This window comes from Nitrosomonas communis (genome assembly GCF_001007935.1).
Lineage (GTDB): Bacteria > Pseudomonadota > Gammaproteobacteria > Burkholderiales > Nitrosomonadaceae > Nitrosomonas > Nitrosomonas communis.
Genome location: NZ_CP011451.1, coordinates 3,250,847 through 3,268,945, shown reverse-complemented (window position 1 = coordinate 3,268,945; position 18,099 = coordinate 3,250,847). Strand labels below are relative to the sequence as shown.

The window sequence follows — 18,099 nt, the reverse complement described above, 5'->3', positions numbered from 1 at the left end:
TAGTTATCTCCTCATTATTTAGAGAGTTCTTCGATCATGATGGGAAATACGTCACGCGCAGCATGCTTACCCATGAAGATATCCAAGTGACTGTATTCGGGAAGCCTATGAAAAGTATGGAAATTAGGCCGCAATTTATCAAAATAGGCCCAGGATTTTTCTTGGCTTTCCGGTAAAAAGCAGCGATTTTTACCACCACAAAAGAATGAAAAACGCGCTTCCGTTTTGGGTGGCGTCGCAACGTAATCTGCTGGTAAGTCAGGAAAGCCTTCTACTGACACCAGATTGCCCTTATGGACACAACGAGCCATCTGTTGGAAAAATCTCAAGGGTACGTTACCGAATTCCTCCTTAAGCCACTCATGGGTATTTTCGCTGAGATTTTCATGCCGCCATAAAGCTGGAAAGCCGCTGCCATAAGTGAAACTCACCCACTTGCAGACTGTATTATTACATTCATGATGTGTCAATTTGACCAGAGATGTCATTATCTTGGCAATCCAGCTAGGCGCCTCTACGCCCCAATGAGGATTTACATAGGGGGTCAACATATTTACCACTGGTACAACAAAATTCAGCTTAAACGCTGACCAGGCGGGGACTATAGGATGCAAGGTTACTGCGTTGGCAACAATGGTCGTCACCTGCGGCAGGAGGCCTGCCATGGCAGACATCATAAAACTGGTAGAACCTTGGCAATGAATAATCGCCTTCATGGTTTTGTACCCTGTTTTTTCGCAGATTTTACGCACTGCGTAAGGATGATCGTAAAGTGCGGCTTGATCGAGCGTCCAGGTATTGCCAGGAAAATCGATGCTGGCACGCCAGTTTTCCAACCAGACATCATAACCAGCTTCGATAAGTGCATTGACAATCGTTTCTTTTTCGGGTGCACGGAAAATATTTGCCCGAACTCCTGCGCCGTGAACCAGGATTATGGGCCCTTGCTTAGGTGGCTGAGTGGCTGAGCGAACATTAATCAGGTTCAACGCCATGCCGTCGCCAGCCGTGAAAGGAACCGTGCGCTCCATCAGACTCATGATGTTATTCTCTCAATATAGTTTGTTATAGCTTGAATCAAGGCTTGATAAGTTCTGCAATACGTTCTGCTAAGGCAGCAATCGTGCGAGAAGGGTTTAATCCAATGGCTTTAGGGATAATGGACCCATCGGCAATATAAAGGCCAGTATGTCCAAATACTTCTCCCTTATGATCAACAACACCATCTGTACTATTCGTACCTATCCGACAACCTCCCAACGGATGCGGGGTAATTAAATTTTTCAGAACAGTCCAAGTTAAAGGAACTTCAGCAGATCCTCCTGTCGCTTTTGAGAGTTCTTTATGCATATCGATTAATGCTTGCACAGCACTTTCTGAGTTTTTAATATTCCAATTCAGTTGCATCTTGTGGCGGAATGGCGGAATCCGGCTGCGTGAAAGTTTAAGCACGCCATCAGAAGCATCAACTGCCTGCCCAAACCACGGCATGACACAAGATAAAGGGCTATTGTTTTTAACCAGAGTTTGCAGAACACTAAAAAAATGACTAAATTGATGATCCGTACTTAAACTAGTCACGGCATCTTTGATCAAATTGGGTAAACCACCATCTTGTACCCAGAATCGCTGCCCTTTAAAGGAACCATCCAGAAAATCAATGGCACTGGTGATCGTCGGACCCTGAGTCGGTGAAATATCACGATTGTTAAAAACAGCCGGCGTCAGGAAATCGCCGTTAGAGCTCCATCCCGTTCCGAGAACGGAGCTAAGATTGGGTAAGGTGCCATATTGATCACGACAGCGCAGGAGCAATTCGTTAGTTCCCATGGTGCCGGCTGCAACAATTACTTTTTTAGCGTTGAGAAAGCCAGGGGCCAGTTTTTTTCTGTCAATATCGATTACATTGAAATCAACACGATAACCTGTACCGCTCTGTAATGGTGTGATCCGTTGCACTAAATGCAGTGGTCTGACCACAGCACCATGCTGTTCAGCCAGAGGAATATAATTTAAATCAAGGGTATTGCGGGCCTTGACTGGACACCCAATGTCACAGTTGCCGCAGTGAATACAGGTTCCTTGCTCCTGACCGAACGCATTGATGTGATATTTAGTATGCTGATTGCCAAAGGGATCGGCACGATCATAGCTAAAATCAGGGTCAAAGTTGACGGCGAGTGGCATTTTACGAAAACGGTGACTGTAACCGCTTTTCTCAGCGGCTTCTTGCATCAGCTTCATCTTGGCTGGCCACTGATTATCAGGAACTTCCTGGACGTTGAGCATTTTGCCGGTTTTTTCATAATAAGGCTTTAAGGATTCGTAAGTGATCTCCTTGGGCCAGCCCATATCAAAAACAAATGGCTCCGCTTCAACAAAAATATTTGCATAAATAAGTGAGCCGCCACCCACGCCACTGCACTGGGCAACCGACATGTTAGGATAGGTGCGCAGATCAATCCACCCATTCAATTCAGCTGGTTTTTCATTGGACCACCACCAAGCGTTCTTTGGATCGCGTGGATAATCCTTGACTTCCCAGCGGCGACCTCGTTCGAGAATACAGACTTTCAGTCCCTTTTCCGCTAATCTACAGCCAGTTATCGCACCACCAAAGCCACTACCAATGACGATTACATCATAATGCAGTGTCTCATCATGAGATTTATCGAGTAACTGCTTACCGAATTTAGGAATAACATAACTATCCCATAGTTTTCCGGCAAAAAACGCGCCAAACTTTTCAATAGTGTGTGCTTTCTCAGCCAGGCTGGTCGCTCCCGGTACTTTAATAGTGGAAAGCAGATCAGCCAGTTGTTTAACACCTAATGTCAATATACCCGCACCAACGATCGGACCATTCTTGTCTTTACCTTGATATAAACAGGTATACAAAGTGGTCGTATCAGACCAGAGATCAAAGCCAGGATCGTCCTTGACGTTCTTATGACCCGCTAAATAATAATCTTGTCCTTGATGCTGAAACGCTAATTCATACACCATATAGGTCATGTCGGGATCATGGGTAGGTTTGAACAGGTTGAAAATGCCAGAATTCGCCGCAATGCCAGTTCCAAAAGGTGGAAAATCTACCGTGCCGCTCAACGATCCTAGATGGTTCGGGTCGCTTAAAAAGCGATCCAGGTCATCTAAACTAACTTTGGCATGCATGGCGAGCTGAGTGTTATTTTGCTTACCTATCTTAGCTCCTTCAGCCGGATCAGTTACTCCGAGGGTAAAATAACCCGACATGGTTTCTTTGAACGTCAAAGATATACTCATAAGCTTTTTCTTGGTCTGAAATAAAGTATTGAAATTAAATTTATTTTTTATAATAGATTGCTTTTTTTAAATAATGCTCTTGGAATATACCGCTGTCAAGTGATGGTTTGTTTCAATAATAAAATCGATAGGAAAAGTATAAATCTCCAAGAAATATAGTTAGCTTAAGCCCGCAACTGACCGCCTAATTGGAGAGTTAGCCCATGATACAGGCAGACATTTTTGGAATTTTCTTATTCACCGGAAGAGTGATGCGGCTTCGAGGTGTATCATGGGTTGCTCCAGGTACGAAGACAGCGTGCTTTTTACTGCAGGGGATGACATCGTGGTCTCATCGTACGCACCATCTCGTCTAACGGTGCCTTCTTCAAGTTTGAGTATTTCAAAAAAAAATTGCTATTCTAGAGTTATTATTGGTTGAAAAATATCTAGAATAAAAAGAATTCGCAGCACTATTTCTAACTTGACTTGCCCCCAGAGTTATGATTACGCATGGGTGTCTCAAAATTGATATGAACGATTCCATCAAAACAATTCAACAGCAAATTCAGATATTGCGTGAAACGATTGATATGCACAATTATCGTTATTACGCCTTAAATGCACCGACCATTCCTGATGCAGAATATGACCGGTTGTTCCGCGAATTGCAGCAGCTCGAGCAGCATTATCCTCAGCTCATTACCTCTGATTCTCCTACTCAGCGCGTAGGTGCTGCACCGCTCAAAGAATTTACACAGATAACGCATCACACACCCATGCTTTCACTGAATAATGCGTTTGAAGATAGTGAGGTGGAAGCATTTAATCGGCGTATCTGTGAAGAATTAAAAATTGATCAGATCGAATATATGGTAGAACCTAAATACGATGGATTAGCTGTTAATTTGACTTATGAAAAAGGTATATTGAAAAGTGGTGCTACACGTGGCAATGGTTATCAAGGAGAAGACATTACCCTCAATTTGCGTACCATTAAATCGATTCCTTTAAGATTGTCTCTTGAAGAGCCGCCATCTTTGTTTGAAGTGCGGGGTGAAGTGCTCATATTGAAAGCAGATTTTGACAAACTCAATCTGGAGCAAGAGGAAAAAGGTAAAAAAACCTTTGCTAATTCACGCAATGCTGCAGCAGGTTCACTCAGGCAGCTTGATCCATCTATTACTGCGAAGCGCAGATTGGCTTTTTTTGCCTACGGCGTGGGTGTCCATGAAGGGGTAACTCCTCCCTATACTCAACAAAGTGAAGTGATGAATTATTTGCAATTACTGCATTTTCCAATAGCCCGCGGCTATAAAGTAGTCACTGGTGTAAAAGCATTACTTGCTTACTATCATGAGATGACTACATTACGTGATAAGCTGCCTTATGAGATTGATGGTATCGTGTATAAAGTGAACGATTTTGCGCAGCAGGAAAAACTTGGTTTCGTTGCCCGTGCGCCTCGTTTTGCCATTGCCCATAAATTTCCTGCGCAAGAAGCTGTGACTGACCTGGTAGGCATTGATGTTCAAGTGGGAAGGACAGGAGCGCTCACGCCGGTTGCAAGATTAGCACCTGTTTTTGTTGGTGGTGTGACAGTCACCAATGCAACTTTACATAACGAAGATGAAATCAAGCGAAAGCAAATTATGATAGGCGATAAAGTAATTGTGCGCAGAGCTGGAGATGTCATTCCGGAGATAATGGCTGTGGTTCCTGAGCAGCGCCCATTGTATGCAAAACCTTTCTTGATGCCTGATCACTGCCCCATCTGTGGCGCTCGAGCAGTGCGTCTGCCAGGAGAAACGGTGACACGTTGTACTGGGGGGTTATTTTGTCCTGCACAGCGCAAGCAAGCTATTCTTCATTTTGCTTCACGCCGGGCGATGGATATCGAAGGGCTGGGTGAAAAACTGGTAGATCAATTAGTGGAAAATTCAATCGTGCGTACGGCTGCTGATCTCTATAAGCTTGGTCTTTCCGCGCTGGCTGATCTGGAGCGTATGGCAGAGAAATCAGCGAATAATTTGCTAGTAGCGATTGAAAAAAGTAAACAGACCACACTCGCTCGATTCGTTTACGCACTGGGCATTCGTCATGTAGGTGAATCTACTGCCAAGGATCTGGCGAATTATGTGGGCGAGCTTGACCAACTGATGGGTATGAACGTGGAGCAGTTACAGGAGGTGTCAGATATCGGGCCTGTGGTGGCGCTAAGTATTGTTGATTTTTTTGCAGAGAAGCACAATCTGGAGGTGATCGAGCAGTTACGTAGCTGTGGGGTCAGATGGGAAGAGAATTCAGGAAAGGTAAAGCAGGTGAGTCATCTACTTTATGGCAAGACCTTTGTGCTGACAGGAACTTTATCCAATATGACACGAGATACGGCGACAGAAAAAATTGAACACTTGGGTGGAAAAGTCACGAGCAGTGTTTCTACAAAAACTGATTATGTAGTGACAGGAGCCGATCCGGGTAGCAAATATGACAAAGCGGTAAAGTTGGGTATTAAGATACTTGATGAGGCAGGGCTAGTGAAATTGTTGCAAGACAGTTCTGGAGTCGGCAATTGATATGGCCGTATTCGTTGATAAAGAAGCAAATCAATTTTTAATACATGCAGAATTGATCGCTTCTGCTCATATGTTGTCAGAAACAGTTGAGCGGATGGCTAAAAATATTACAACGGTATTAGCAGGGCAATATCCATTGGTTCTTTGTGTAATGAGCGGTGCCGTGGTTTTTTCAGGACAATTGTTACCGTTACTTCATTTTCCCCTGGATTTCGATTACTTGCACCCGACTCGCTATAATCATATGCTGCAAGGCGGTGTTATTGAATGGAAAGTATTGCCTCCGGCTCATTTAAAGGGAAGAGTCGTGCTTGTTTTGGATGATGTTCTTGACGAAGGATTCACGCTTGCGGCAATCCGGCAGCGCATTATGGAAGAAGGTGCAAAAGCTTTTTATAGCGCCGTACTTGTAGATAAAGTTATCGGTAAAACGAAGCCGATCAGTGCGGATTTTATAGGTATGTCATTACCAGACCGGTATATATTTGGTTATGGTATGGATATAAAGGGTCTATGGCGGAATTTACCTGCGATCTTTGCTCTGAAAGAGTAATTCTATTTCCAAATCAAAACTGGTTTTGTCGGCTCCGCCCTGCCGTATTATTCATACTGTTTGCGGTTCATCTTGGCGTTATGTTTGATTGGGAAATGGAAGAAAGTGGAAAAAGGTATGCTTGCAATTATTGGTGGGAGCGGAATGACCAAACTCGCTTCTCTCGAGATATCACATCGTCAGATTGTGAGAACACCTTATGGTGAACCATCTGGTCCATTAACCTTTGGCAAAATAGATAATCAAGAAATTGTATTCCTGGCACGGCATGGTCATGGTCATACTATTCCGCCGCATGCAGTAAATTACCAGGCCAATATTTGGGCGTTGAGTTTATTTAAACCAAAAAGTGTAATCGCGGTCGTATCAGTAGGTGGTATACGCGCAGATTTGACTCCAAGCACGGTGGTTGTTCCGGATCAAATCATTGATTATACCTATGGTCGGAAATGCACTTATTTTGATAAAACCGACAGGCCGATTACTTATACTGATTTTACCCATCCTTTTTGTCTGGAAACCCGCCGTCATCTGCTATTAGCAGCGGAAAAGGCCAACGAGAAAATTATCGATGGGGGAGTTTATGCGGTGACCCAAGGGCCGAGACTTGAAACAGTAGCAGAAGTAAACCGGTTGGAACAGGATGGGGCAGACATGGTAGGCATGACAGGTATGCCGGAGGCGGCACTTGCCAAGGAGTTAGGGTTGCCTTATGCTGCGATTGCGGCTGTTGCGAATCATGCAGCAGGACGTGGCACAAGCGTACGCGCAATTCCACTAGAAGAGGTTTACGCTGTCTTGGAAAAAGCCATGGTAAGTGTGCGAAATATATTAGGACATTTGGTGAAAATAAATGACGGTTAGAGCTGTTTTAAAAATGGGAGATCCACGCCTGCTGCAAGAGGCAAGGAGAGTGAATAAATTCAATACGCCTGAACTTGATGCGCTCATTCAGGATATGAAGGATACTATGGCGGCACTCAATGGTGCAGGGCTGGCTGCTCCGCAAATTGGTGTCGACCAGCAAGTGGTGATATTTGGTGTGGACTATAATCCACGCTATCCAGAGGCAGAAGCCGTTCCTTTCACTGTGTTAATTAACCCTGTTGTGGCGCCATTATCGAAAAAAATGGAAGAAGACTGGGAAGGGTGTTTAAGTGTTCCCGGTCTGCGCGGTATGGTACCGCGCTATACCCGGATTCGTTATGAGGGAGTTGATCAGTTTGGGAATGTAATAGACCGAAGGGTAGAAGGCTTCCATGCACGGGTCGTTCAACATGAATGTGATCATCTGCATGGTATACTTTATCCGATGCGAATCACAGATTTTCGCACGTTCGGTTTTACCGATGTGCTGTTTCCCGGGCAAGAAGTCATGGATGACTAATTCACGTCAGAGATCACCAGGGTTTGACCACGACGAGGATGACTACTGCAAATAGGATGACAACAGGCATTTCGTTGAACCAACGATAATAAATATGGCCGTGTTGATTACGATCATGCTTGAAATCGATTAATAGCTTACCGCAATATATATGGTAGGCGATTAACAGCACGACCAGAGCTAATTTAGCATATAGCCAGGCCCCGGAAAAACCATAACCAAGCCATAGCCAAGTTCCAAATAGCAACGTCAATAGTGCGCCAGGTGTCATGATGCCGTAGTAAAGTTTACGCTCCATCACTTTGAAGCGATCAATTCCTGCTTGATCGGTACACATGGCATGATAAACAAATAACCGGGGTAAATAAAACAATCCGGCAAACCAGGTAACCATAAAAATGATATGTAACGATTTGATCCAAAGCATAGCGGGTAATCCTTAAATTTTTGGAAAAGAAAAGATAGCGTTCAAGAATATAAAGACAATTGTCCGAGACTGCCAGTTATTCCATTTCTAAATCAAAAATGACGCGAAGGCGAGCCGCAGACAATATCGATAATACGGCAAGGTGAAGCCGACAAAGTCAGGTTTGATTTAAAAATGGAATTAGCACGTTCAAAAGTAAAGTGATAATAAGCCAATCATCCTGAAAGCGGTTCTTTTTTCGATGATGGTTTATAAGGTTATAGAGTTCACCCCAATTTTATTGCAAGAAAGCAGGCTATTCTTTGAGTTTGATATTGATTTGGCCCTCAGTTACCTGAATATCCTCGATTCCTTCCGAAAAGGATTTCCAGAATCCTGGATCGACACCAAATTCACTGACAAGATCGATGTTTTTTATTCCACCCAGCCAGGCATTAGGGATGGGGGTACCCATGATGCTGATACCTTTGAGGATGATGACAGGTTGGTCATGCTGATAGGCCATGCCGATGCCGGCATTGAAACGGAGCGTTTTGCCGCCCAGTACCGGGAAATCCTCTTCAAGTGGGATAAGCAGTTTTGCGCTTACGAGATCATCAGTGAGATCAATAGCCAGTTTTTGTGCAAGATCGGTATTTTTAGCGAGTAACGCGTTCAGTTCACGTTCGGTGAAACTGATTGCTCGCGGGGCATTTTCTTCGGAGTAGGGTTCTGGTTTCAGGAATCCGCTTTCATCGATTTCGCCGTTTTTTTTCAGATTCGTAATATGCGTAGTATCGGTAGTATTTGATGAAAATCCAGCTTCATAACCGAGGGCATGCAGTTTAGCCTGGAGGGTTTTTTCTTCCTGGGTGTTCAGTACCACTGGGATAAATGCGGTAGCGAAAATATAGGTTTTAAGTACCCAGTAAGTGCCGGCGATGGTGATGACAATGGTAGATAAAACGATGAGTAGGACATGGGGCCATTGTATAGGAGCCGTTCTTTTATCGGTATTTTCCGTAGGATTCATAGGTGTTATTAAGTGCTAGCGTCGTCCGTCATACCACATCGATAACCATTTTTTGTTATGTAGCGATCGGTAGGGGTGAAGGATAAGACGCAAAAATTGTCCAAAAACTTCTCGTCTGCTATAGAGTTTAATTTTTCTTGCAGAGGTTTCAAGTGGATGTGCTGTTAAAATGGTGAATTTGAGATGATGGGCTTGCCCCCATTTCTTGAGTTTCTGGCTGAATTCAATTTCCTCTGCTGCATATAATTCCAGATTAAACCCCCCTATTTCATGAAATGCCCTGCTGTTACATACCATTAATGCACCCGCCGCCCAGCCGAATAGAACAGACAGCATGGTCCAGAGCTTTAATATTGCATTTGCCCACCAAGGCAGTCCTCGCATCAGCAGCGTGCTGCCAGCGCCGACATGCTTGCCTTGCTTGATCAATCGAAAGATGTCGGTTAATAATTCGGTATTCAACCTGCAATCTGCATCCAGAAATATCAGCCAATCACCGGTCGCGGCGGCAGCGCCGGCAGTGCGTGCGCGCGCAATATGGTTGATGGGTTCAAAAACGACGCGCGCCCCGGCCTGTTTTGCCAGATTGGCTGTGTTGTCGGTAGAATTGTTATCGACCACAATGATTTCGTGAGTAAAACCAAAGTCATGGTTGGCCGCAAGCGCTTCAGTAACAGATCGTAGGCACTGGCCAATCAAACGTTCTTCATTGAAAGCTGGAATAATGATTGAAATATGCATGAAAAATATACTCTCATCAATGTATTACTGGCATGATGATAGCAAGTTTTGTAGATACGTTTCTTTATTAAATTAATCCGTACAACCACTATGATTTGGAAACCTAATGTTACGGTTGCTGCCATTATCGAGCAAAATGGCAAATATCTATTGGTAGAGGAAGATCAACAGGAACTGGGGATGCAACTTAACCAACCCGCCGGCCATTTGGAGCCCAACGAGTCGATTATTCAGGCCAGTATCCGGGAGACTCTAGAGGAAACCGCTTATACTTTTATTCCGCAATGGCTGATTGGTATTTATCATTGGCATTCTCGTGCTGCTGATACGACTTTTTTGCGCTTCGCGCTGTCTGGTGTCGTGACCGGCTTTGATCCAAATCGTACGCTGGATACTGGGATTTTGCGTGCTGCCTGGTTTGATCTGGATGAGATTCGTGAACGAAGAAATTGCCATCGCAGCCCGCTCGTCATGCAATGTATTGAGGATTATTTGGCTGGCAAACGCTATCCTCTGGAAATTCTTATACATTACGATTGAAAATATGAAAAAACAACGTGTCATAGTAGGGATGTCCGGTGGAGTGGATTCTTCTGTTGCTGCCTTACTATTGAAAGAGCAGGGTTACGAGGTCATTGGTTTGTTCATGAAGAACTGGGAAGAGGATGATACTGATGAATATTGTTCTTCCCGCCAGGATTTCCTTGATGCAGTATCAGTGGCAGATATCATCAATATCCCGCTGGAAGTTATCAATTTCTCGGCTGAGTATAAAGAACGTGTATTCAGTTTGTTTCTTGCAGAATATAAGTCGGGGCGAACACCCAATCCGGACGTATTATGCAATGCTGAAATTAAATTCAAGGCATTTCTTGATCATGCTATTACGCTGGGTGCGGATTTTATTGCCACGGGTCATTATGCGCAGGTATGTCACATTCATGGTTCGTATCGGTTGTTGAAAGGTGAGGATGGCAGCAAAGATCAGAGCTATTTTCTCTATCGTCTAAACCAGGCACAACTGTCTAAAGTGCTATTTCCTATCGGGCATCTTTACAAACGCGAGGTGCGTCAAATCGCGCGTGCGCATAATTTACCCAATTTTTCCAAGAAGGATAGTACCGGTATCTGTTTTATCGGCGAGCGTCCTTTCCGTGAATTTCTCAACCGATATCTACCGCATGAGCCAGGTGAAATCCAGACACCAGATGGAATAAGGGTTGGCAAGCATATCGGTTTGATGTATTACACCATTGGCCAACGGCAGGGGTTAGGTATTGGTGGAGTAAAAGATGGCAATGACAAGCCATGGTTTGTTGCAGGTAAGGATAGAGCGAAAAATGTCCTGATCGTGGTACAGGGGCATGATCATCCGGCATTGCTTCGTTCCACCTTATGGGCAACCGATCTATCCTGGATTAGCGGTAAAGCGCCTCATTGCAACTGGGTGTATGCCGCTAAAACACGTTATCGACAGACTGATGCACCCTGTGCTATTAATCGTATTGATGAAGGCAGTTGCCAGATTGATTTTGCACAGCCTCAATGGGCAGTCACACCCGGACAATCAGTGGTCGTGTATGAAAGCAAGGTATGTCTGGGTGGGGGGGTGATTGCTGGCAGCGAATGATTTATTACGGTAGTGGGTAGGACTCATTCTTCGCCTATCTATTTTTTGTGCCCAAGCAAAATATCCAGCATGCTTTGGCTTAATGCTTAGGTGCCGTGCTGATAAATGAGTCACGTTGTGCCAGTTTGTCAATCAACTTGGTAAGATTGGAATAAGTGTTGCGCCACTCAATTTGTGGGAAACGAAAGGACAGGTAGCCGAGCGCGCAACCCAGTGCAATATCGGCTAACGTCATGGTTTCTCCTTCACACCAGTCATCATTGCTCAATTCCATTGCGGCAGCTGCTAAACCCAGATCAATTTTATTTTGCTGACGGCTTATCCATGCATGACTTTGCTGAATATCAGGGCGTTTAAGTTCCAGGAAAATGGTGGCTGCCGCATCACAAATACCATCTGCTAGTGCTTCCCAACGCTTGACGCTCCACCGCTGAGGGCCAGGCTCTGGAATAAGGCGAAAAGCGGAGCCGGTATTCTCGAGAGAATCCAGATATTCTGCAATGACACGTGAATCAAACAGTGTTCTCCCATTATCCATGAGTAGCACAGGTATTTTACCGAGTGGATTGTGGTACTCAACGTGTGTATTGGTATCCCAGGGCGTGTCTAGATCAAAATCATGGCCAATCTGCTTTTCAGCCAGAATGATGCGAATTTTGCGTACATAGGGACAGGTCAACGAGCCAATCAGTTTCATAGTGTTATCCTTTGACGATGCCTTAATTGCTGATTATAGGTGTCTGCGTCATTCATGGGTATAACGGCCTATGTTAAAATACCTGCTAAAACAAGGATACTGCAAAAATGAGTTTTTCATCTATTGTCGCACTTTCTCCGCTGGATGGTCGTTATCACAGTAAGGTAGCAGATTTACGGCCTTATTTCAGTGAGTTCGCATTGATTCATTATCGGGTACGGGTAGAAATTGAATGGCTCAAGGCGTTGAGTAATGAACCGGCCCTCCCCGAAGTACCTGCTTTTTCTGCTACCACGATTCAACAACTGAATCATCTGGCAGACAATTTTTCCATCACTGATGCAGAAGCAATCAAGGCTATCGAAGTACGTACAAACCATGATGTCAAGGCGGTCGAATATTGGCTGAAAGAAGCTTTGGCTGAAAATACTGAAGTCAGCCGAGTCACTGAATTTATTCATTTTGCTTGTACTTCAGAGGATATCAATAATCTCTCGTATGGCATGATGCTGCAAGCCAGCCGCAACCAGGTCATGCTACCCATGCTCAAAAAGATCATCGATAGCCTGACGCACTTGGCGCATCAACTGGCGGATGCTCCCATGCTGGCTCGTACGCACGGCCAGCCTGCTACCCCCACAACCATGGGTAAGGAAATCGCGAATGTAGTGTATCGGCTGCAACGTGGCTATAAGCAACTTGCGAGCGTGTCCATTTTAGGCAAAATCAATGGAGCAGTAGGCAATTACAATGCGCACACGATAGCCTATCCTATGCTGGACTGGGAAAAATTTGCCCGCGCTTTTGTAGAGAAACTAGGCCTGGTTTTTAACCCTTATAGCACGCAGATTGAGCCGCATGACACCATCGCGGAGCTGTTTGATACTTATGCACGTATCAATACAATCTTGCTGGATATGGACCGCGATATCTGGGGATATATTTCACTGGGTTATTTCAGACAAAAAACCAAGGAAGGAGAAGTAGGCTCATCTACCATGCCACACAAGGTTAACCCAATCGATTTTGAGAATTCGGAGGGTAATTTGGGGATGGCCAATGCCTTATTCAGGCATTTGAGCGACAAGCTCCCCATATCTCGCTGGCAGCGCGATTTGAGCGATTCTACCGTGTTACGCAACATGGGCGTAGCACTTGGGTATACCTTGTTAGCATATGATTCCTGTACGAAAGGATTGAGTAAACTAGAGGTCAATCGCACACGATTGCAACAAGATTTACAAGATGCCTGGGAAGTGCTGGCTGAACCTATTCAAACAGTGATGCGTCGTTATGGAATAGCTAATCCCTATGAGCAGCTTAAGGTACTGACACGTGGAAAAGCAGGGATTACTCAAGAAACGTTGCGTCAGTTTATTGATAATCTAGATATTCCAGCAATTGATAAGCAACGTTTATTGGAATTAACCCCACAAAGTTACACAGGATTAGCAACTCCGTTGGCTGCGAGAATTGATAGCTAGCGAGGATATTTTTTCAAAATATCAATGCCTTATAAAAGTGCTTTATCAGTTTTACTCGTGATTATGTTATTTTTTTGATGTTAAATGGGTGAAATGGATTGAAATTGGTGTAACTGCCCCAATTAACTACCCAAAAACGGGAGGCAAATATGCAAGAATCAAACAAACCACAAACAGACGAACAAGAGTTGATATCGGTAAATAATGAAGTAAATGAAGCTGAAGCTTCCAAAGAGAGAAAGGCCCAAGAGACCGAGTCTCAAGTAGAGATCATGCCCTCTATGGAGGAGTTATTAAGAGAGGCCGAGTTAAAGGCGGCGGAACATTACGATGCTTGGTTGCGTGCCAAGGCAGATACCGAAAATATCCGTAAGCGCGCTCAATCAGATGTTACCAATGCGCATAAATATGCTATTGAAAAGTTTTCGAGTGAATTGCTGGCGGTTATGGATAGCCTGGAAGCTGCGCTGGTAGTCGAGAATGCAACACTGGAAAATTTTAAAAATGGGGTGGAATTGACACACAAGCAGCTGACGGCTGCTTTTGAGAAATTTAATATTAAGTCCATCGATCCAAAGGGTGAGAAATTTGATCCCCATCAGCATCAGGCAATGTGTATGGTGGAATCAGAGCTTGCCCCCAATACGGTTACCCAGGTATTACAGAAAGGCTATATGCTGCATGATCGGGTGATTCGTCCGGCAATGGTAGCGGTTGCAAAGGGTAAAGATACTTGAGATTTCGGCAGAAGTCTCCATTTCCAGATTTTAGATAAATTGTTAGTTTTAACTTGTTAAAGGATCGAGTAAATATGGGAAAAATAATTGGGATCGACTTGGGTACTACCAACTCGTGTGTAGCAGTGATGGAGAGTGGCAAGCCCAAGGTGATTGAAAATTCAGAAGGTGCACGCACAACTCCTTCCATCGTGGCCTATACGGAAGATAATGAGATTCTGGTAGGTGCGGCGGCTAAACGTCAAGCTGTGACCAATCCAAAGAATACCTTATTTGCCGTAAAACGGCTCATCGGTCGTCGTTTTGACGAAGAGATGGTACAGAAAGACATTAAAATGGTGCCATACAGCATCGTTCGTGCGGATAATGGTGATGCTTGGGTTGAAGTGCGTGGCAGAAAAATTGCGCCACCAGAGATTTCAGCACAAGTATTGATGAAAATGAAGAAAACTGCTGAAGATTACTTGGGAGAATCGGTAACGGAGGCAGTGATTACAGTCCCCGCTTATTTTAATGATTCACAACGGCAGGCTACCAAGGATGCAGGCCGGATTGCTGGTTTGGAAGTCAAACGCATTATCAATGAGCCGACTGCAGCAGCTTTGGCTTTCGGCATGGATAAAAAAGAAGGTGATCGTAAGATTGCGGTATATGACTTGGGCGGTGGTACCTTTGATATTTCCATTATCGAAATTGCAGAGGTGGAGGGTGAGCATCAATTTGAGGTGCTCGCTACCAATGGGGATACCTTCCTTGGCGGTGAGGACTTTGACTCGCGTGTAATCGAATATCTGGTTGATGAATTCAAGAAAGAAAGCGGTATTGATCTGAAAAAAGATATGCTTGCATTGCAGCGTTTGAAAGATGCGGCAGAGAAAGCGAAGATCGAATTGTCTTCCAGTCAGCAGACAGAGGTCAATTTGCCTTATATCACAGCGGATGCTTCCGGGCCGAAACATCTTGCCATAAAGATCACGCGTGCGAAATTGGAAAGTCTGGTTGAAGAATTGGTCGAACGTACCATTGCGCCATGTCGTACTGCCATTAAAGATGCCGGTTTGTCTTTCTCAGATATTGATGATGTGATCCTGGTGGGAGGGCAGACCCGTATGCCCAAAGTACAGGATAAAGTCAAGGAGATTTTTGGTAAAGAACCCCGGAAGGATGTCAATCCCGATGAAGCTGTTGCAATTGGTGCGGCTATACAAGGCGGCGTCCTGCAAGGAGAAGTCAAGGATGTATTGTTGTTGGATGTGACACCGTTGTCGTTGGGTATTGAAACCCTGGGGGGTGTCATGACCAAGCTGATCCAGAAGAATACGACGATCCCGACCAAGGCGCAACAGGTGTTTTCAACAGCTGATGATAATCAGACTGCGGTAACAATTCATGTGATGCAAGGTGAGCGGGAAATGGCGTCTGGGAACAAAAGCCTGGGACAATTTAACCTGACGGATATTCCGCCTGCCCCACGTGGTATGCCGCAAATCGAAGTAACGTTCGATATTGATGCCAATGGTATTTTGCATGTGTCAGCTAAAGATAAGGCGACCGGTAAGGAGAATAAAATCAAAATACAGGCAAGCTCGGGTTTGGCAGAAGACGAAATTAAACGCATGGTCAAGGATGCTGAAGCGCATGCTGAAGAAGACAAGAAAGCGCTGGAGCTCGTCAATAGCCGTAATCAATGTGATGCTATGATCCATTCAGTCAGAAAATCTCTGACAGAATATGGCGACAAACTGACGGCAGATGAAAAATCAAAAATTGAAGCTGCACTGAAAGAAGCGGAAGAAGCGCTTAAATCGAATGACAAAGATGTTATTGATAAAAAGACTCAAGAGCTGACTGAAGCTTCTCAAAAACTGGCAGAAAAGATTTATTCACAGGCACAGTCGACACAATCGTCTGCTGAATCAGCCTCTGCAAAAAAAGAGGAGAAGCCAGTAGAAGGTGAAGTGGTTGATGCTGAGTTTGAAGAAGTAAAAGACAAAAAATAATTTTCTCAATTTGTTGTATTAGTGCCAGGACGCGGAGATGCAAAGGTATAAAAGGATGCCTTGCTTACTCTGCGTCTTGGTGTTTATTAAAAGGTGGTTAACTTTATAAATCAGAATTCAATCGGGATATGGGTATATCTAGCAGAATATTTGACCAATAAATTTTGCTGCTTTGATGATATGTCTTGATAAGTCGGAAACTTTTATGAGTAAACGTGATTACTATGACGTTCTTGGTGTCAGCAGAGATGCTGACGAAAATGAAATAAAAAAATCTTATCGTAAGCTGGCAATGAAATATCATCCAGACCGAAATGCCGGTGATGCCAAGGCTGAGGAGCGTTTTAAAGAAGCTAAAGAAGCCTATGAGATACTGTCTGATCCCAGTAAGCGGGCGGCATATGACCAATACGGTCATGCAGGGGTAGAAGCGAGTGCGGCAGGAGCCGGAGCGCATGGATTTAGTGATGTGTTCAGTGATATTTTTACTGATATCTTTGGTATGCGAGGTGGTGGTGGTGGTGGTGGTGGTGGGCGCTCTAATATTCAGCGCGGTGCTGATTTACGCTATAACTTGGAGATCACCTTGGAGCAAGCTGCTCGCGGTGCTGAAACTAAAATTCGCATTCCAACTATGGTGGTTTGCGATACATGTCACGGTGACGGTGCCAAGCCTGGAACTACTCCCAAAACCTGTACGACTTGTGATGGACATGGCCAGGTCAGAATGCAACAAGGTTTTTTCTCTATTCAGCAAACATGCCCCAAATGCCATGGCAGTGGTAAAATAATTAGTACGCCATGTTCATCGTGTCATGGTGCAGGTCGAGTCAAGCAGCATAAAACCTTGAATATTAAAATTCCGGAAGGTGTGGATACAGGTGATCGTATTCGCATCACTGGCGAGGGTGAAGCAGGGATCAATGGCGGCCCGCCAGGGGATTTGTATGTGGTGGTTCATTTGTCAAGCCACCCTGTGTTCCAGCGTGATGGCAATGATTTACATTGTGAGATACCTATCAGTTTTACTGCTGCAGCATTGGGAGGAGAAATTGAGGTGCCAACACTGGATGGTCATGCAAGGATCAAGATTTCTCCAGAAACGCAAACAGGCAAAATTTTTCGCTTGCGGGGCAAAGGAATAAAAGGGGTTCGTAGTCATGCTGCTGGTGATCTCCTATGTCATGTCGTAGTAGAAACACCTGTCAATCTAACATCACGTCAGAAAGAATTATTACAGGAACTTGAGGATATTAGTCAGAAAGATGATTCCCGTCATAGCCCACGGGCAAAATCATGGATGGAAAAAGCGCGTGAATTTTTCTCAGAATAAAGCTAAGTATAGTATTGGGATTGATTTCTTGTGGATTGCTTAGCTTTTTTCATTAGTCGGCATTGGTTGAAAAGAAAGTGAAACAGAGAATACCGCATAAAATACTATAGGTATGTATCTTTATATGAGTGACTACAGTTAATAATTATTTCAATAATATCCTGCCCCAATGAGTTGCTTCCCCTTGCAGTAATAGAGTGAGCAACTCTCAATTTTTAAAAGTGACAGAGCTTTTTATTCTTGATTTTGCGGAGTAGT

The 18,099-nt window shown here is 44.4% G+C and carries 16 protein-coding genes; 10 read left to right on the top strand and 6 right to left on the bottom strand.

Going from position 1 to position 18,099, the window contains the following annotated elements:
* Positions 1-14: 14 nt before the first annotated feature.
* Positions 15-1,031 (bottom strand): alpha/beta hydrolase family protein, encoded by a 1,017-nt coding sequence (locus AAW31_RS14710; protein WP_200899644.1) that lies wholly within the window; start codon positions 1,029-1,031, stop codon positions 15-17.
* 46 nt (positions 1,032-1,077) lie between these two features.
* Positions 1,078-3,285 (bottom strand): GMC oxidoreductase, encoded by a 2,208-nt coding sequence (locus AAW31_RS14705; RefSeq protein ID WP_200899643.1) that lies wholly within the window; start codon positions 3,283-3,285, stop codon positions 1,078-1,080.
* Between the two features lie 512 nt (positions 3,286-3,797).
* Here AAW31_RS14705 and ligA point away from each other — a divergent pair.
* The 4 genes from ligA (at position 3,798) to def (ending at position 7,780) form a co-directional block, all read left to right on the top strand.
* Positions 3,798-5,840 (top strand): NAD-dependent DNA ligase LigA, encoded by a 2,043-nt coding sequence (gene ligA / locus AAW31_RS14700; protein WP_046851830.1) that lies wholly within the window; start codon positions 3,798-3,800, stop codon positions 5,838-5,840.
* Between the two features lies 1 nt (position 5,841).
* On the top strand, positions 5,842-6,393 hold the full coding sequence (locus tag AAW31_RS14695; RefSeq protein ID WP_046850806.1) for a hypoxanthine-guanine phosphoribosyltransferase: 552 nt from the start codon (positions 5,842-5,844) through the stop codon (positions 6,391-6,393).
* Between the two features lie 117 nt (positions 6,394-6,510).
* Positions 6,511-7,257, top strand: coding sequence for an S-methyl-5'-thioinosine phosphorylase (locus AAW31_RS14690; protein ID WP_046850805.1), 747 nt, complete (start codon positions 6,511-6,513; stop codon positions 7,255-7,257).
* Positions 7,247-7,780: a peptide deformylase gene (gene def / locus AAW31_RS14685; RefSeq protein WP_046850804.1), complete on the top strand. Its 534-nt coding sequence runs from the start codon at positions 7,247-7,249 to the stop codon at positions 7,778-7,780. The genes AAW31_RS14690 and def overlap by 11 nt, the downstream gene beginning before the upstream one ends.
* A 13-nt stretch (positions 7,781-7,793) precedes the next feature.
* On the opposite strand, the gene AAW31_RS14680 is transcribed toward def, so the two are convergent.
* The 3 genes from AAW31_RS14680 to AAW31_RS14670 form a co-directional block, all read right to left on the bottom strand.
* Positions 7,794-8,207 carry a CopD family protein gene (locus tag AAW31_RS14680; protein ID WP_046850803.1) on the bottom strand — a complete coding sequence of 138 codons (414 nt, stop codon included), beginning with the start codon at positions 8,205-8,207 and terminating at the stop codon, positions 7,794-7,796.
* Positions 8,208-8,502: 295 nt separating this feature from the next.
* Positions 8,503-9,219 carry a hypothetical protein gene (locus tag AAW31_RS14675; protein WP_046850802.1) on the bottom strand — a complete coding sequence of 239 codons (717 nt, stop codon included), beginning with the start codon at positions 9,217-9,219 and terminating at the stop codon, positions 8,503-8,505.
* 15 nt (positions 9,220-9,234) lie between these two features.
* Positions 9,235-9,960, bottom strand: coding sequence for a glycosyltransferase (locus tag AAW31_RS14670; protein WP_046850801.1), 726 nt, complete (start codon positions 9,958-9,960; stop codon positions 9,235-9,237).
* 90 nt (positions 9,961-10,050) lie between these two features.
* Here AAW31_RS14670 and AAW31_RS14665 point away from each other — a divergent pair, with 90 nt between their 5' ends.
* On the top strand, positions 10,051-10,500 hold the full coding sequence (locus AAW31_RS14665) for an NUDIX hydrolase (protein WP_046850800.1): 450 nt from the start codon (positions 10,051-10,053) through the stop codon (positions 10,498-10,500).
* A gap of 4 nt (positions 10,501-10,504) precedes the next feature.
* A complete protein-coding gene (gene mnmA / locus AAW31_RS14660) occupies positions 10,505-11,590 on the top strand; it encodes a tRNA 2-thiouridine(34) synthase MnmA (RefSeq protein ID WP_046850799.1) in 1,086 nt (361 codons plus the stop codon).
* A gap of 79 nt (positions 11,591-11,669) precedes the next feature.
* On the opposite strand, the gene AAW31_RS14655 is transcribed toward mnmA, so the two are convergent.
* The gene (locus tag AAW31_RS14655; protein WP_046850798.1) at positions 11,670-12,287 is read right to left on the bottom strand and encodes a glutathione S-transferase; all 618 of its coding nucleotides are present in this window, start codon (positions 12,285-12,287) and stop codon (positions 11,670-11,672) included.
* A 107-nt stretch (positions 12,288-12,394) separates the two neighbouring features.
* Here AAW31_RS14655 and purB point away from each other — a divergent pair, with 107 nt between their 5' ends.
* The 4 genes from purB to dnaJ all read left to right on the top strand — a co-directional run bounded on the left by purB (position 12,395) and on the right by dnaJ (position 17,841).
* A complete protein-coding gene (purB, locus tag AAW31_RS14650; protein WP_046850797.1) occupies positions 12,395-13,771 on the top strand; it encodes an adenylosuccinate lyase in 1,377 nt (458 codons plus the stop codon).
* A 149-nt stretch (positions 13,772-13,920) separates the two neighbouring features.
* Entirely contained in the window at positions 13,921-14,508 is a 588-nt protein-coding gene (gene grpE / locus AAW31_RS14645) for a nucleotide exchange factor GrpE (protein WP_046850796.1), read from the top strand.
* A gap of 74 nt (positions 14,509-14,582) precedes the next feature.
* Positions 14,583-16,508 (top strand): molecular chaperone DnaK, encoded by a 1,926-nt coding sequence (gene dnaK / locus AAW31_RS14640; RefSeq protein WP_046850795.1) that lies wholly within the window; start codon positions 14,583-14,585, stop codon positions 16,506-16,508.
* A gap of 205 nt (positions 16,509-16,713) precedes the next feature.
* Positions 16,714-17,841, top strand: a complete 1,128-nt coding sequence (gene dnaJ / locus AAW31_RS14635; RefSeq protein ID WP_046851829.1) for a molecular chaperone DnaJ — start codon at positions 16,714-16,716, stop codon at positions 17,839-17,841.
* Positions 17,842-18,099: the final 258 nt, after the last annotated feature.